Here is a 16,214-nt window from a genome sequence, read left to right on the forward strand (position 1 = left end):
GGTGCAGGGCCGTGGTGACCGATGAGCGACGGCAAGGGCGATAAAGGGCAGGGCGACCGGAACAAGACCGTCTTCCGGCCATCGCCGCTGCAAAACGCACGCGGCCCCCAGCCTGCCCCGCCGCCCCCCGACGCGGGCGGGTGGGGTGCACCGCCGCAAGCACCGCCTCCGCCGCAGCCCGGGCAGGGGCGTGGCGGCTGGGGCAACCCGTCTCCGGCGCCGGCCACGCCGCAGGCCGGGCCAGAGCGCAACGCGTGGGGTGCTCCGCCCCCGCCGCCGGCCGAAGGCGGGGGATGGGGCGCGCCGCAGCCGTCGCCGGCCGACAACAAATGGGGCAACAGCTCGCAACGGGCCGGGCTCGATGCGCGCCCCGATCCGGCGAGCTTCGGCCAGCAGGCGCCGCCGCAGACGAATCCCTGGAACGCGCCGCCGGGCCCGGCCACCGTTGGCGGTCGTTCCGGCCCCGTCGACCTCCCGCCGCCGGGAATGGCGCCATCGCGGCTCGCGGACGATGACGTTCCCCTGCCTGATGAGCCGCGCGCGGTTCGCAACCTCATCCTCGACGAAGCGCTTCCCGCGCTGTCGCTCGCCGCTTCGATCCGCGCCGGGCGGGTGCGGGCGCCGATGCAGCAGTTCCATCGCGAGGTGACGGCCGCCATCGCCCGTTTCGAAAGGGCGATCCTCGCTTCGCCCCGCCACACCGAGGAGCAGAAGCAGCGCGCCAAGTACGCGGTCTGCGCCACGATCGACGATATCGCGCAGAACCTTGCCTATTCGCAGACCGACGGCGGCGAATGGGCGCGCCGTTCGATGGTGGTGCAGTTCTTCCGCGAGAACATCGGCGGCGACCGGTTCTGGCAGCTTGTCGACGACCTGCTGCGCAGTCCGCGCGAGAACTACGATCTGATCGAGCTGTTTCACGCCTGCATCGCGGCCGGGTTCGAAGGCCGCTTCCGGCGCATGCCCGACGGCCGCCAGCGCTTGCTGGAGATCATGACGCGCCTGAACGGCGCTCTCGAGCATGTCCGCTCGATCTCGATGTCCGAGCTTTCGCCGCGCTGGCGTGGCGAGAACGCGCCGGCCACGCAGGTCAATTTCTGGAACTACGTGCTGCTCGCGCTGGCGGCGGCGGCCGGACTGCTGCTGTTTGTCTATATCGTCCTGCGGCTGATCCTGCTGCTTTCCGGCGAAGCCCCGTGGGACCGGCTCACCGGCATCAACGAAGGCGCTCCGCTGACGATGTCGCGCGAGGCCTCGGCGCTGCCCGACGAAGGGCCGAGCGCGCAGGCGCAGGGGCTGCGCCGCTTCCTCAAGCCCGAAATCGACCAGGGGCTGGTGACGGTCGAGGAGGATGCCCAGACGGTTCGCGTGCGCACGACCGTGGGCCAGTTGTTCAGGTCCGGGTCGGACCAGCTCGAACCGGGGCGCGAGGCGCTTTTCCGGCGCATCGGCCAGGCCATCGAGCGCGACAAGAGCGGCTTCGTGACGGTGGAGGGCCACTCCGACAGCGACAAGATCTCGGGCAACCTTGCGTTCCCGGACAACATGGCGCTGTCCGAGGCCCGCGCGGAAACGGTCTCGCGCATTCTTCGCGAGGAAATCACCGACGCCCAGCGGATCGAGCCCAAGGGCTTCGGAGAGTCGCGTCCGGTCGCGTCGAACGACACCGAGGAAGGCAAATCGCTCAACCGCCGGGTCGAAGTGGTCGTCCCGCGCCGTTCGAACGAGGGCGTTCAATGATCCGCTCTTTCTTCAGGCGGATATTCAGGAACTGGTGGGTTCTCACGATCACCCTGGTCGTGATCTCGTGCCTGGTCCTGTCGGTGGGCCTGCCGATGGTCGTGGCCCGGATGCAGCCGCTATGGATCCGGCTGAGCCTGTCGGGCGCGGTGATCTTCGTCTGGCTGATCTTCGTCTTCCTGCGCTTGCGCAAGGCCCGCAAGGCGGCGCGGGCGCTGGAAGAGGAACTCAATCCGCCGTCCGCCGCCGACGAGGAGGAAAAGCTGCTTGCCGAGCGCATGGGCAAGGCGCTCGCGTCCTTGCGCGAGGCGACGGGCAAGCGGCGCAATTATCTCTACACGCGCCCATGGTACGTGATCATCGGGCCGCCGGGCGCTGGCAAGACCACGGCGCTGCTCAACTCCGGGCTGCGCTTTCCCTTCGCCGAGCAATCGGCAAAGGGGCTGGGCGGGACCCGCAACCTCGATTTCTGGTTCGCCGACGAGGCGGTGCTGGTCGACACCGCGGGCCGGTACACCTCCCAGGACTCCGACGAGGAAGTCGACCGGCGGGGCTGGGGGCGCTTTCTTTCGCTGCTGAGGAAGCATCGGCCGCTGCAGCCGGTCAACGGTATCATCGTGGCGATCGGCGTCGACGAACTCGTCGCCGCCGATTGCGCCCGCATCGACTACCACGCCGCCGCGGTACGCCGCCGGCTGGCCGAGTTGCGCCGCACCCTGGAGGTCGCTCCGCCGGTCTACGTCATGATCACCAAGTCAGACCTGCTCGCGGGCATGACGGAATACTTCGCCGACCTCGACGTCGAGGGTCGCCGCGCCGTCCTGGGATCGACCTTCGACTATGCCGCCGGCCGCTATGGCGCCGACCAGATCGCGCGCGCGTTCGACGAGATGACGCAAGCCGCCGTCGACAGACAGGCGAAGCGACTGCTGGAAGAGCCCGATCAGGCCCGGCGGAGCCTCATTTTGGGCTTTCCCTCGCAGCTCCAGTCGATCCGCGCCCGCGTGATGCGGTTCATCGACGGCGCCGTGCTGTCCGCTCCCGAGAGCCAGACCGGCAGGTTGCGTGGTTTCTATTTCACCAGCGGCGTGCAGGAAGGGACACCGCTCGATCGCATCATGTCGAGCATGGCCGAGGTCTACGATGTCGATCAGAACGTCTCCAATCCGCAACAGGGCCGCGCCTACTTCCTGAGCCGCCTGCTGCGCGAGGTGATGATTCCCGAGGCCGGCCTCGTCGTCACCGATCCCAGGGCGCAGGCCCGCAAGCGCGCCGTGCTGGCGTCGATACTCGGCGCGATCGGTCTCGCGAGCGCGCTGATTCTGGTGGCGTGGGGCGTCAGCTTTTTCGGCAATCGCGGGTTTCAGGACGATCTGGTCCGCGAGGCTTCCGCCGCCGAGGCCATCAAGGCGGAACGCAGCATAGACTTGCGCCAGGTCCGCGGAAGCGATGCCGATCTCGCCGACACGCTTCCGCTGCTCAATGCGCTGCGCAACCTGCCCTACGGCTATGCTCGCCAGCTCGAGGGCGGCCCGCCATGGAGCATGCGTTTCGGGCTCTTCCAGCAGGGCCTCGCCGACCAGGCGGCCGAAAGCTATCGCGACGCCCTTCGCCGCGTGGTGCTGCCGCGCCTGCTGCTGCGCCTCGAGGACTACATGCGCACCAATCGCCAGGATGCCCTCGCGCTTTACGAACCACTCAAGGCGTACCTGATGCTCGGCGGGCGCGGCCCCATGGACAAGGACGCGGTGGAAGCCTGGGTGACGCGCGACTGGGCGACCCAGGTCTACCCGGGGGCCGACCGGGCGCGCGAACGCCAGCAGCTCAACGCGCATCTCAAGGCCTTGTTGACCGACCCGAACATCACCACCGTGTGGGCCGGTCGCAAGGCGCCGCTCGACGGTGAACTGGTTGCCGCCTCGCGAGCCAGCATTCTCACGCTGTCGGCGGCGGAGCGCGGTTATGCGCTGATGCGCCAGAAGGCGAATGCCGGAAAGTCGCCGTGGCGCATGGCGAATGTCCTGTCCCAGGGTGATGCCCTGGCCTTCGCCGACCCCGAACGGGTGATGTCGACACAGATCCCCTTCTTCTTCACGCGTACCGGCTACCAGCGATCCTATCTGGTCGGTCTTGCGACGGTCGCGGCGGACTTGCGCAATGACTTGTGGATGTTCGGTCCCGACGCCAACAACGAAGGGCTCCTGTCAGAGATTGGCGATCTTCGCCCGGGCATCGCCAACCTCTATGCAAGCGATTATATCGCGGCCTGGGACAACGCGATCGCGGTGCTCGAGCCGGGTAGCTATTTCAGCGATCCGGTGGCGTTCGGGGCGATCACGAAGAGCCCGTCGCCACTCAAGAAAGTCTTGTCCGAACTGCGCAAGAACACGACCTTCGAAGGCGGGGTCCAGCAGGCCGGAGAGCGGGTGCTGGAAAGGAATCTCAGCCGCACGCGGATCGGACGGTTTGCGCAGGATGTCGCAGGCGACGGCCCCAGCGGCCTCGATGCCGCCAGCGAGATCACCAACTATTTCAAACCGGTCCACGACTATGTGGGCGACGGGGAGAGTCGCGGTGAAATCGATGAATTCGTCGCCGCGCTCAAGGACGCAGGCAAGGCCATCATCGCCGCGCGTTCGATCGGCGGGGGAGGGGGCGCCGACGCGACCCAGGCAAACGCAGCCACGGCGATCGCCGAAGTGCAGGCGGCGGCGGCAGGCGCGCCTCCGCAGCTTCAGGAATTCGTAAAGCAAGCGACGCAGCGCGGCAGCACCGCGCGGATCAGCGCCGCCACGGGCGCGATCACGGACGCCTACACCCAATCCGTGATGCCGGCGTGCCGGGAGGTCGCCATGGACAAATACCCTTTTTCGGAAAGGCGGACGAGGATGCCTCGCTCGCCGATATCCAGCGGGTGTTCGGCGTCGGGGGCGTGATCGACGGCTTCGTCACCGAGCGGCTCGATCGCCTGATAGACCGCGAAGGTCCGGTGTGGCGCTGGGTTCGCGACGACCCGCTCACGGCGACGCTGGACCCTGCCAGCCCGCAGAGCTTCGCCAAGGCCGAGAAGATACGCGATCTGCTCATCTCGGGGGTCCCTCTCAAGATAAGCCTGGTCTCCAAGTCTCCCGAAACCAGCGCGGTGGAGTTTTCGACCGGCGGCACCACCTATCGTTTCGCCCAGCCCGGCGGCGGCGCTCGCAACGTCGCCTGGGCCGGCGCGGGCAGCCTGCCGGAAGCGCATGTGGCGTTCTTCGCAGCGCCTCCGGCCTCGGGCGAGGGAGGCGAAGCGCAGAGTCCGCGTCCCGAACCGGAGGAAGTGGGGCGCATCGAGACGGAAGGTCCCTGGGCCTTGTTCCGGCTGATGGACGCGGGCGAAATGGCCAACACCGGCGAGACCTCGATCACCGTCACGTTCACGCGCGCGGGCCAATCGGCCAAGTTCGCGGTCGGGCTGCCCGGTTCCAGCAACCCCTTCAGCCGCGGCGGACTGTGGTCGTTCCGCTGCCCGACCGCGCTGTGACCGCGGCTTGCCTGTTCGGCAAGCTCCCCGCGCACGGGGATTTCATCGCCCGGGGCATGAGCGCGAGCAGAAAGGCGTTGCTCGACGGCTGGATGGCATCCTCGCTCGCCCGGGCGCAGGAACGCTTTCCCGCCGACTGGAGCGAGCGGTTCGACCGGGCCGCGCCGTGGTATTTCGTCGCACCGGCGGCCGATGGCTTCGAGGCGGGGGCGATCAGTCCGTCGATCGACCGGGCCGGCAGGCGGTTCCCGGTCTTCGCCTCGATCATCGTGCCCACTTGCGAGAGCGCCGTGCCCGCCGCCGTCCATGTGCTGTCATGCCTCTATTCCGCCATCGCGCAAGGGCACGGATCGGACGAACTCATGGCGCAACTCGAGCGGGGGCCCGATGCCGGCCTGGCTCCGGCGATCGAGGCGCCCGCGCAACTCGATGCGCCGCAATGGTGGGTGGTCGATGTCGATGGCGCACTTGTCGAGCGGATAGAGGGAGGGCATCCTTCCGAACTCTTCACCCTGATGCTGGAGCTGACACAGGACGAGGACGAAGATGCAGCAACTTAAGCTGGCAGGAGCCGTCGTCACGCACTGCGGGAACGTGCGTCAGGTCAACGAGGACGCGGTCTGCGAACGCCCCCTCGCGAACATCTGGGCCGTCGCCGACGGCATGGGCGGCCATTCGCGGGGTGAATGGGCTTCGGCCAAGATCTCCGAGTTCCTTTCAGACGTCGCGGTGCCCGATGATTTCGATCAGGCCTGCCACGCCCTCGCGGACAGCATCCATGAGGCGAACCGCGTGATCTTCACGGAATCCCGCGAGCGCGGCGAGCAGATGGGCAGCACGGTCGTGGCGCTGCATATCTCCGACGATCGTTTCGCCATTCTCTGGATCGGGGACAGCCGCGCCTATCTTCTTCGCGACGGACAGCTCATTCGGCTCACCACCGACCATTCGCTGGTCCAGGAAATGATCGAGCGAGGCGCGCTCGACCCGGCCGAGGCCGCGCGACACGAGATGCGCAACATGCTTTCGCGGGCCGTGGGCGTGATGGACGACGTGCAGGTTGACATCGTGGTCGATCAGGCTCTTCCCGAAGATGTCTTCCTGCTGTGCAGCGACGGCCTCACCGGCCAGCTTTCCGACGAGGAAATCGCCGCCGTCCTCGCAAGTCAGGATACCCGGAAGGCGGTCGAGACCCTGCTTGAACAGGTGCTCGAACGCGGGGCGCCCGACAATGTCTCGATCGTCGCCGTCGATGTGGGAGAGCCCACGCAGCTCATGATCACCGAAGTCGATGGTGTTCTTGGTGAAGCCGACGCGGCGCAAGATCCCGGGGCGGCTTGAGCGGCCCGAGCCGTTCACTTTGACCTCGCGAGGCCGTTAGCTGTTGTCCATGTAGGCCTTGCGGAATTCCTTGGCGAACACGTCCATGAAGGCTTCGTCGGAACCGTGCGCCACCCCGGAGAACTCGCGCTCGTAGGCTTTCCACAGCGCCGCCTCGCGCGTTCCGGGGAGTTTGTGCAGGATGCCGCTTCCACTTGCCCGTTCGCGGATCGCTTCGGGAGAGAACCGCTCCAGCGTGGCTGCCAGGGCCCCTTGCATGGCCTTGAGCGTCGCCATCTGGTGGGCCTGGAGATCCTGGAAGGCGTCTTCCACGGCGCGCATGCCGTCCATGAAACCGCGCTCGGGGTCCTTGAGCAACTGGGCCAGGCCATCCTCGACATTGCGCGCGAATTTCAACGGATTGTTGTCGTCGTAGGAAAAGCTCGTGCCCTCCGCGCCCAGTTGCTGCTTGGCCCGGGCTCGGGCTTCGATCATCATCTTCAGGCCCGAGACCATGCGATGCATCAGGATGCCTGCGCGTTCCGCCAGAACGTCCGGCTCCAGACCCAATGCCTCGCTGTCGAGTCCGAGCCCGCCGAGCAGGGCTTCGGCCACGCGCTTGTCCTGGGTTTCGGGCGTGGCGGATTGGACGTGGTTCCGCGGCGGCGAAGCGGGTGTATCGGGCGATTGCTCGGCGATGCCGAAGCTGCGCGGATCGGGGGCGGGTGCGGCCCTGCCCACCTCGTCCCGCGCCGGCCCAAGCGGGATGCTTAGCGGATCGCGGCCCGGATCGGGCTTGGCGAGGCCAAGCGGATCGGCGTTTCGCGTGTTCGGCTGGTTGAAGCCCCCCCGGGCCCAGTCGACCACGTAGCTTTCCGCCAGTTCGCCCCAGGCGTCGCTTGGACGGCTGGCACGCGATGCCCCGGCTTCGCCCGACCAGTCGGACGCGGCCATGCGGTCTGGCGCCTGACCGGCCCAGACCGACTGTTTCAGCGGGTCCGGGGCGCGCTGCGAGGGTGTCCAGTCTTCTCCGAAGGACGGGGCGGAAACCGAACCGGGCATGGCTGGCCCCGGATCGCCGCCCGGCGGCGGGCCGCTTGGGCCGCCGGCGGATTGCGTCTCCTCGTAGAGGCTCGACCATCCTCCCCAGCGCTCGTTTTCGGCGCGGGCGACCTGCTCGGCCTGCTCGGAGTCGAATGCCGCGGCGGCTTCCCCCGTCAGCAAGGCTTCTATCTCGTACTGACCGATGAGGATCTGGTCGCCGTGTTCCAGCCGTCGGCGCCCATTCATCCGGGTGGCCGCGCCATTGAGGAAGGTCCCGTTGGTGCTCAGATCCTCAAGCCAGTAGAAACCGTCCGCGAAATGAAGCTGGCAGTGCGTCGAGGAAATGTACTTGTTGGGATCAGGCAGGCACCAGTCGCTCGTCGGAGAGCGGCCGATCTTCGCGCCTCGCCGCGACAGGACGAACTCGCCGGGCAGCCCGTTGCTGAGCTGATCTACGTTCCGGATGTTGAGTGTGAGCGTCATGCCAAATGCGCCGTCCGGGCCGCAGGCGGGTGCAGGATGGCTCTATAGTGCATGTTCCTCGCCCAACTGCAAGGCGCGCTGGAGCCGTACCGGATCGGGGCCGTTGCGATAGACGCCTCCCAGGATCGCCGCACCGGCGAAGCGACCGGCGGCATGGTGGGGCGGCTCGACGGGATGGAGGTCGGGCGCGGATACGTTGCCTCCGGAAAAGAACGCAGCCAGAGCGATGAGACGCTCGGGACTGTCTTCGCTCGCCCGTTGCGAAGCGGCCAGAGCGGCCCTGCGAAATTCCTCGACGGGTTCTCCGATCCAGCGCTGCACGGAATCGAGTGCCTGCTGGTCGGGAGCCGACAGACGGTCGGTCCGCGAGAGTTCGTCGAGAAAACGGCATCCCCAGCGCACGGCCTCGAAGCGCGGGAGCGCCGCGGCAAGGTAGAAGACCGCCTCGTTGCTGCTTCCCCGCTCCCGCAATTGCGCGAAGCCGTCCTCGACCGAACCGGACGCCAGTCCGGCTTCGAGCGCATCCCATTCCAGCAGATCGAGAATCTGCCGGCTCTCGGTCCATTGGACGGTTGTCCAGCGCGACACGGGCGGTGTCCGGAATTCCGAGCCGGGCACGTCAGTTGATCATGACGATGCCGCCCGATTCGGTCAGCATCGCGCTTCCTTTGACTTCGGTCATCATCGACGAGGCGGACAGCATTGCATCCGCTTTCAGGGTCAGCTTGGGACCCTTGAACTGGATGCCCATGTTGTCGATCTTGATCGTCGTCATGCCGACCTTGAACTCGATCGAGGTGCCGGCTTCCATCTTGATCGTGGTCCCCGCCTTGATCGTAAGGTCCTGGCCGACCTCGAGCGTATCGGATCGGCCCACTCCGACTTCCCGGGTCGAGCCGATATCCTCCTTCTGGTCCCGTCCGACCTCCAGCGTCTGGTCGTTGGCGACCTTCCGCTGCTGGTCGTTCTGGATATCGATCGTCTCGTCGTTGCCGACTTCCAGCTTGCGATCGTGCCCGACCATGATTTCCTGATCGTGTCCGACATGGAGCGTCTCGTTGAAGCGGATGCGCGTGTTCATGTCGCGCTCGGCGTGGATGAAGACCTCCTCGCTCCCGCCCTTGTCCTCGAAGCGCAGTTCGTTGACCCCGGGCTTTCCGGTGTCCAGCTCGCGGGTCTCGGGATATTGTCCGGTATTGCCGTAGCGCTTGGTTCGCCAGAGCGCCCGGGTCTTGTGTTCCGGCAATGGGTAGATCGGCTTGTGCTGGCTATTGAAGACACGCCCCACCACGATCGGCCGGTCGGGATCGCCGTTGATGAAATCGACCAGAACCTCGTGCGAGACGCGCGGCAGGATGAGGTTGCCGAGGCCGCCCGTCTGGGAAACGCGTATCCAGCATGTCGAGGTTTCGCCCGGAGAACCGGACCTGTCCCAGTGGAAGCGGACCTTGACCCGCCCCCATTCGTCGGTGAAGATTTCCTCGGCTTCCGGGCCGGTGACGACAGCGGATTCCAGCCCGCGGACGATCGGGCGAGGCACGGTGCGATCGGGCCGGTACGGCCGACTGGCGGGAATCGCCTCGAACCGGACGTGAAAGAGGTCTTCGTCCTTTTCCGTCAATGACGAACGGTAGGTCTCTGCGACGAGACTGTGATAGGTCTTTGTCAGGAGATACTTGGTGTTCATCCGGGCGTGGGGGTGATTGCCCACCTCGACATGGCTGCCCACGGTCAATGTGGTCGACTGGCTTTCGCCGCTGAAGACCTGCCGCGCCTTGCGGTGGCTTTCCAACTGGACCTCGCCCAGATGCCGGGCGCGCGCCTCCTCGACGAGATTGCCGGGATAGACGTAGACTTCGCGGTCATCGTTGGGATGGTCCGCGTCCGAGCTGGAAAGGGCCTCAACGGGCCTGTCGGCCTTTTCGAAATCATAGTCGCGCACCGTCACCTTGCTGCGCAGGTTGCTGGTCACGTGCTCGTGCCAATTGGTCACCATATGATAGCCGATTCCCTCGGACGCGCGCATGTCCGAAGTCACCAACACGATGGATTCCGACGTAGGGTTGTATTCCAGATATTCTGGATCGGCCGTGGGATGCGTCGATTGGGAATCGCACAGCTTCATTATGTGACGATCCTCGCGGTGATCGAAGTAGTAGTAGATTCCCTCTTCTTCCATCAGCCGCGTAGCGAAAGCGAAATCGCTTTCCGCGTACTGGACGCAATAGACGCGCTTGTCATAGGTCTTGGTCAGGCCGTCGAGGTCGAAGTCCGAGATGCCGGCCCGCTCGAACGTTTCGCGGATGATCTCGACGGCGCTCTTGTCCTGATAGATCGCATAGTCGACGTTCTGATCGAGAAGAGCCGTCCACGGAACGAGAGTGAGCGCATAGTTGTGGCCCGCCTCGGTTTCCTTGGTCATGCGCGCGTCGACCATAAGTCCGTGGAAATGCCGAAGAAACTTCTCGTCCTCGTAGCAGCTCACGACGACGGCCTTGGATAGATGGGGCAGCATGTCGACCTCGCCCAGAGGCGCGACGATCTCGACCGTCAGGTGAAAGGGCCGGGCGATTTCCTCGGTCCCCCTGATCCTGACGATATCCACCTGCTCGCCGCCGAGGTCGATCTTCAAGCGCAGTTGGCGCTGCTTGGATTCTACCATGCTGAAGCTCTCCGTTCGGCAGGAGTTGCGATCGGGACGCCATCAGGGAAATGCCTATCACGACGCTCTTCCTGGAATCCCTGTAAAGGCAGACAACCAAATTCTGCCATTGCGCGCAATCCCCATCGCAATCGACTGCCCGGCACTCCAACTGCGCGAACCCGGAATATTTGCTAGCTTAAGCCGATATGCATAGTATCTCGACGCGGGCACTCCGCTTTAGCGGCGGTGCCACGCGGGAAACCTGTGCCCATGCCCGGCCTTACCCTTCGTGCGCCAGGCCGAAACTGGAAGGGATTGTCTTGGATATCGCCGCACTCACTGCTCCGCTTTCCGAAGACAACCCCGCCGGAGAGGACCTGAGCTACAGTGCCGAACGCGCGCTGATCGAGCAGGCGTTCGATACGGCCTCGGACGAGAACGCGGAACCTGTCGCCTGGCGCGACATCATCAATTTGATCGAGGCCGAAGCCGGCAAGACCCGGGATGTCTGGCTGGCCGTCTACTTCATGCGCGCCAGCGCGCAGCAGGGCAATTTCGAGAATATCGTGCTCGGTGCGCAGCTACTTCATGCGCTTCTCGACAGCCTTTGGGACAGCGTTCACCCCACCATCGCGGAATACGGATTCCAGGGGCGCAAGGCGCCGTGCGACTCTCTGGTCGGCTACCGGGAATTCCTGCTCCCCCTCAAACGCATGCCGCTGGTCACGCACGAAAGGCTGGGGTCCTTCAGTTCCGAGGATATCGAGAACTTCCTCGAGAGCGGCGGCGGGGCGGCCGACATCGGGCAATTCCGAAGTGCCGTGGAGGATCTGGGCAAGCCGTACTTCGAGGAACTGGTCGCGCGGCTCGATGGTCTTCGCCAGCTCGTAGAACAGGTGGACGCGATCCTCGTCGAACGGGCCGGCAGCTCTGAATCGGGTACCGCATTCGACAGGCTCTATCTGCAACTGAGCGAGACCCGTAAGGCGCTGGTGCACTTTGCCGGTCTCGGGGTCGAAGAGGAAACGCCCGCGGAGACCGCGCAGGAGGCCGCTCCAACGGCGAACGGCGATGCCGTCGCTCCCCGGCAGGGGCTGGCCGGAAAGATCGCCAATCGCGATGAAGTCATCAAGGCGCTCGATCTGATCATAGATTACTACCGCAACTATGAACCGGGCAGTCCGATACCGGTGTCGCTGATGCGCGTGCGCGGCTGGGTCAATCTCGATTTCCTCAGGCTGATAGAGGACATTGTGCCGCGCAGTCTCGAGGATGCCAGGGCTGTGCTCGCGTCAAAACAAAATGACTAAAGGTGCTAGGTACGTGTTTCGCTGGCCGATTTTGGTCTTGCCGACGGTTAATTGTTGTAAATCGATGGCCAAGACGTAGACTGCCGCGGGGGCTGGGGAAAGGAATCGTACCCGAGCCGCGCCAGTTAACTGCCGAAGAGGTGCGAAATGGCGAAGAGCGGCCAGCGTTTTATCCGAGAAAACCGCGCTCCACGAGTCCACATCGAATATGAAGTGGAGACCTACGGCGCGAAGCAGACCGTCGAACTTCCTTTCGTGATGGGCGTGCTGTCCGACCTTTCGGGCAAGAGCGAGGTCGAGAAAAAGGCTCTTCCCGATCGTGACTTCATGGAAATCGACATGGACAACTTCGACCAGCGCATGGAGCGGATCGCGCCGCGCGCCGCGTTCATGGTCGACAATGCCCTGACCGGAGAAGGGAAGCTCGGCGTCGATCTGACGTTCAAGAGCATGAAGGATTTCGACCCAGGCGAAATCGCCCGCCGCGTACCGGCCATGGTGAAGCTGCTGGAGGCCCGGCAGGAACTCAACGATCTGCTTTCGTTCGTGGACGGCAAGGCGGGCGCGCAGGATCTGCTCGACAGGATCCTGAAGGATCCCGACCTGCTCAAGTCGCTGTCGGCAGCAAGGCGGGCCAGTGAAGAAGACGATCAGGATTCGGGCTCGGGAGAAGTCGAAGAGGGCTGACATCGCGGCCTTCGCGCCGAGGGATTCGATCTTGGATTAGGAGATACCACTTTTATGGCGGACCGGTCACTTGAGCAGGGTGCCGAAGGGGCCCCAGCCAGCGAAGCCATTGAACTCGATGATTTCGCGTCGCTGATCAAGAAGGAATTCAAGCCTTCCTCGGACGAGCGCAGCAATCGCATTCAGCAGGCCGTCCAGACCATGGCCCAGCAGGCGCTGAGCGATTCCACCATACTGGGCAACGACGTCTACGAGACCATCGACGCCATGCGGGCCGCGATCGACCGCAAGCTGTCCGATCAGATGAACCTGATCCTTCACCACCCGGAGTTTCAGCAGCTCGAATCGGCCTGGCGTGGGCTGCACTACCTTGTGATGAACACATCGACCGGCAAGGACATGAAGATCCGGGTGATGAACATCAGCAAGGAGGAATGCCGCCGGATGTTCCGGCAGTTCCGCGATGCCGCCTGGGACCAGAGCCCGCTCTTCAAGAAAGTCTACGAATCCGAGTTCGGCCAACTGGGCGGGCAACCCTACGGCGCGTTCGTCTGCGACTACAACTTCGATCACAGCGGTCCCGACCTCGAGGTCATGAAAGGCCTCTCGAAGATCGGTGCCGCCGCGCACGCCCCCGTCATCGCCGCCGCCAAGTCGTCGCTGTTCGGCATGGAAAGCTGGACCGAGCTTTCCAATCCGCGCGATCTCGGCAAGATCTTCGAGGCGCAGGAATACATGGCGTGGCGCACGTTCCGCAATTCCGAAGACAGCCGCTACATGGCGCTCACCATGCCGCGCTTCCTCGGCCGGCGCATATACGGCGCGAAAACCGAACCCGTCGACGAGTTCGATTTCGAGGAAGATACCGGCGGCGATCACGACAAGCACCTGTGGCTGAACGCCGCCTACGGCATGGCCACGCGCATCACCGAGGCGTTCAACACTTATGGCTGGTGCACCCGCATTCGCGGCGTCGAATCCGGCGGTACGCTGGAAGACCTTCCGACATCCTCCTTCCCGACCGATGACGGCGGGATCGACATGAAGTGCCCCACCGAGATCGCGATCTCGGATCGCCGCGAGGCGGAACTCGCGAACGCCGGAATGATGCCGCTCATCCATCGCAAGAACACCGACCAGGCGACGTTCATTGGCGCGCAGACCGTGCATCGGCCCAAGAAGTACGACGATCCCGCGGCAACCGCCAACGCGAACCTGTCGGCGCGGCTGCCGTATATCTTCGCCAGTTGCCGCTTCGCGCACTACCTCAAATGCATGGTTCGCGACTGGGTCGGCGGAACGCGCGAACGGGCCCAGTTGCAGAGCGATCTCTCCAACTGGATCGCGCTTTTCGTGGACGGCAACCCGGATTCCTCAAGCGAGACGACAAAAGCGAAAAGACCCTTGCGGGGCGCCAAGATCGAGGTCGTCGCGGACGAGGAAAACCCCGGGTACTACAAAGGCAAGTTCATGCTCCGCCCGCACTACCAGTTCGAAGGCATGGATGTCTCACTGAGCATGGTGTCGCGCTTGCCGAAATCGTGATCGCAAGAATCAGAAGCCATTGATTGGATCACGTAGCCTGCGGCTACGTCAGACTTAGGAGTACGAGATGGCTATGTTTGCTGAAAAACCGAATATCATGCTTAAAATCAACGACGGCGCCGTCAAAGGTGAGATCGAGATCGCTGGCTTCGAAGACTGGATCGAGCTTACCTCCTACGCCTGGGGAGGCAGCCAGCCCGGGTCCTTTCAGACCGGCGGCCGCGCCGGCACCGAAGGCAAGGTCGCTTTCCAGGATCTCTCGGTCGAGAAATTCGTCGATGCCTCCACCGGCATCATCATCGAGAAAATGGCGACGGGCACGCATTTCGACAAGATCCGGCTGGTCCAGACGGCCATGGCCAACGGGCAGAACAGGATCATCTTCGACGTAGTGTTCGAGCATGTGATCGTCACGTCCTACATGACGTCGGGCGGCGCCGGCCAGGGCGCCTTCATTCCCGAAAGCGTCACCTTCGGCTACACGAGCTTCAAGATCGAGTTCGAGCGTCGCTCCAACGACGGCAATCGCATCGCGATGGTCGACGCGCAGTTCAATCTCCGTAAGCAGGAGGGCGGCTGACCGAGTCCCATGGACCAGGCGGACGCGCTATTGGACCAGGGTGACATCGACGGGGCGCGCGCCGCCCTTGTCGATGTCGTTCGGCAAAATCCTGCGGACACGCGCGCGCGCATGTTCCTGTTCCAGCTTCTCGCCCTGTGCGGGGAGCGCGCGAAGGCGCGCAAGCAGCTCGAGATGCTGGCACAGCTTTCGCCGGAGGCGCAGATGCTTGCGGTTGCCTATGGCCAGGCGATCGAGGCGGAAGAGCAGCGCGCGAAGGTCTTCGCCGGGGAATGTCCGGCAAGCCTGCTCGTGCCGTCGGCCTGGGCGGGCGACCTCGTGGACGCCCTCAATCATTTCATCGCGGGCCGGACCGCCGAGGGAGAGGCCTGTCGCGACAAGGCCTTCGATCAGGCGCCGGACACCGCCGGGTCGCTGGACGGGCAGGCGTTCGAATGGATTGCCGATGCCGACAGCCGCTTCGGGCCGGCCTTCGAAGTCATCATGCGCGGGCAATACGGCCTCGTCGCCTTCGACAGCGTGGCGAGCATCACCAGCGAGGGGCCCGGCGATCTGCGTGACGTGCTGTGGTATCCGGTCGAGATCGCCCTGCGCAGCGGGCAGTCGGTCGCCGGGTTCATTCCGGCCCGCTACCCCGGCACCGACAGCGCACAGGACGATTCACTGCGGCTGTGCCGATCGACCGACTGGGTCGATCGCGATTGGGGGCAGGAGGGTCTGGGGCAACGCTTGTGGACGCTATCGGGAGGCGAGGACGTCGGCCTGCTGTCGGTGCGTGAACTGGTGTTCACATAGATAGAGCGATGGTTCAGGACCGTTTCACTCCAACGATCTTCGACAAGCTGGCGGGCGGCCTGAAGGTCGCGGGGCTCACCGGGCAGGAAGAAACCGCGGAAGCCAAGTTCTCGCGCGAGCAGTTCGTCAACTTCGCAATCCCGGACCTGCGTCGCTTCAACGAGAGGGCCTTGCGCGCGACTGTGAAGCGCGAGCTTTCATGGCTGCTCAACACGACCAATCTCGCCTCCAGCATCGATCTCGAAGACTATCCGCAGGTCCGCAGTTCGGTCCTGAACTACGGAGTGCCCGATCTGTCGGGCCAGGCGATGACCAAGACCATGATCCGCCGCCGCGCCCGGGAAATGCGGCAATCGATCCTCGATTTCGAGCCTCGGCTCGAGGAATCGACCTTGCGGGTCGAGCCGCTTGATGCGGTAGAGAGAATCCACGCCGTGACCTTCCTCATCTCGGGTGATGTCGAGACGGCGTCGCAGGCGCTGCCGGTGAAATACAAGACGGATGTCGATGCCGAGATCGCTTCGGTCGAGGTCCGCGAGTAGC

14 protein-coding genes are annotated in these 16,214 nt (G+C 64.6%); 11 read left to right on the forward strand and 3 right to left on the reverse strand.

From position 1 onward, the window contains the following. Positions 1–21: 21 nt before the first annotated feature. The 5 genes from icmH to B2G71_RS03110 are packed head-to-tail and all read left to right on the forward strand — an operon-like array spanning position 22 to position 6,604. Positions 22–1,740 carry a type IVB secretion system protein IcmH/DotU gene (gene icmH / locus B2G71_RS03095; RefSeq protein WP_098104262.1) on the forward strand — a complete coding sequence of 573 codons (1,719 nt, stop codon included), beginning with the start codon at positions 22–24 and terminating at the stop codon, positions 1,738–1,740. Next, positions 1,737–4,676 carry a type VI secretion system membrane subunit TssM gene (gene tssM, locus B2G71_RS03100; protein ID WP_240529977.1) on the forward strand — a complete coding sequence of 980 codons (2,940 nt, stop codon included), beginning with the start codon at positions 1,737–1,739 and terminating at the stop codon, positions 4,674–4,676. The genes icmH and tssM overlap by 4 nt, the downstream gene beginning before the upstream one ends. Next, positions 4,655–5,263 (forward strand): type VI secretion IcmF C-terminal domain-containing protein, encoded by a 609-nt coding sequence (locus tag B2G71_RS24440; protein ID WP_240529978.1) that lies wholly within the window; start codon positions 4,655–4,657, stop codon positions 5,261–5,263. Before tssM ends, B2G71_RS24440 begins: the two co-directional genes overlap by 22 nt. Then, positions 5,260–5,823, forward strand: a complete 564-nt coding sequence (gene tagF / locus B2G71_RS03105; protein ID WP_168176228.1) for a type VI secretion system-associated protein TagF — start codon at positions 5,260–5,262, stop codon at positions 5,821–5,823. Before B2G71_RS24440 ends, tagF begins: the two co-directional genes overlap by 4 nt. After that, positions 5,810–6,604 (forward strand): protein phosphatase 2C domain-containing protein, encoded by a 795-nt coding sequence (locus tag B2G71_RS03110; protein ID WP_098104264.1) that lies wholly within the window; start codon positions 5,810–5,812, stop codon positions 6,602–6,604. The genes tagF and B2G71_RS03110 overlap by 14 nt, the downstream gene beginning before the upstream one ends. A 36-nt stretch (positions 6,605–6,640) precedes the next feature. On the opposite strand, the gene tagH is transcribed toward B2G71_RS03110, so the two are convergent. The 3 genes from tagH to tssI are packed head-to-tail and all read right to left on the reverse strand — an operon-like array spanning position 6,641 to position 10,772. Further along, positions 6,641–8,110, reverse strand: a complete 1,470-nt coding sequence (gene tagH, locus B2G71_RS03115) for a type VI secretion system-associated FHA domain protein TagH (RefSeq protein ID WP_098104265.1) — start codon at positions 8,108–8,110, stop codon at positions 6,641–6,643. A 42-nt stretch (positions 8,111–8,152) separates the two neighbouring features. After that, the gene (locus B2G71_RS03120; RefSeq protein ID WP_141521482.1) at positions 8,153–8,698 is read right to left on the reverse strand and encodes a hypothetical protein; all 546 of its coding nucleotides are present in this window, start codon (positions 8,696–8,698) and stop codon (positions 8,153–8,155) included. Between the two features lie 31 nt (positions 8,699–8,729). Further along, positions 8,730–10,772, reverse strand: coding sequence for a type VI secretion system tip protein TssI/VgrG (gene tssI, locus B2G71_RS03125; protein ID WP_098104267.1), 2,043 nt, complete (start codon positions 10,770–10,772; stop codon positions 8,730–8,732). A 302-nt stretch (positions 10,773–11,074) separates the two neighbouring features. On the opposite strand from tssI, the gene B2G71_RS03130 reads away from it, so the two are divergent. The 6 genes from B2G71_RS03130 (at position 11,075) to tssE (ending at position 16,213) form a co-directional block, all read left to right on the forward strand. Continuing rightward, a complete protein-coding gene (locus B2G71_RS03130) occupies positions 11,075–12,064 on the forward strand; it encodes a type VI secretion system ImpA family N-terminal domain-containing protein (protein WP_168176229.1) in 990 nt (329 codons plus the stop codon). Positions 12,065–12,211: 147 nt separating this feature from the next. Next, positions 12,212–12,751, forward strand: a complete 540-nt coding sequence (gene tssB, locus B2G71_RS03135; protein ID WP_098104269.1) for a type VI secretion system contractile sheath small subunit — start codon at positions 12,212–12,214, stop codon at positions 12,749–12,751. 54 nt (positions 12,752–12,805) lie between these two features. Next, positions 12,806–14,296 (forward strand): type VI secretion system contractile sheath large subunit, encoded by a 1,491-nt coding sequence (tssC, locus tag B2G71_RS03140; protein WP_098104270.1) that lies wholly within the window; start codon positions 12,806–12,808, stop codon positions 14,294–14,296. Between the two features lie 97 nt (positions 14,297–14,393). Continuing rightward, positions 14,394–14,876, forward strand: a complete 483-nt coding sequence (locus B2G71_RS03145; protein WP_168176230.1) for a type VI secretion system tube protein Hcp — start codon at positions 14,394–14,396, stop codon at positions 14,874–14,876. Between the two features lie 9 nt (positions 14,877–14,885). After that, positions 14,886–15,671: a type VI secretion system accessory protein TagJ gene (locus B2G71_RS03150; protein ID WP_098104272.1), complete on the forward strand. Its 786-nt coding sequence runs from the start codon at positions 14,886–14,888 to the stop codon at positions 15,669–15,671. An 8-nt stretch (positions 15,672–15,679) separates the two neighbouring features. Beyond that, a complete protein-coding gene (tssE, locus tag B2G71_RS03155; RefSeq protein ID WP_098104273.1) occupies positions 15,680–16,213 on the forward strand; it encodes a type VI secretion system baseplate subunit TssE in 534 nt (177 codons plus the stop codon). Position 16,214: the final 1 nt, after the last annotated feature.

Source organism: Novosphingobium sp. PC22D (genome assembly GCF_002556635.1).
Classification (GTDB): domain Bacteria; phylum Pseudomonadota; class Alphaproteobacteria; order Sphingomonadales; family Sphingomonadaceae; genus Novosphingobium.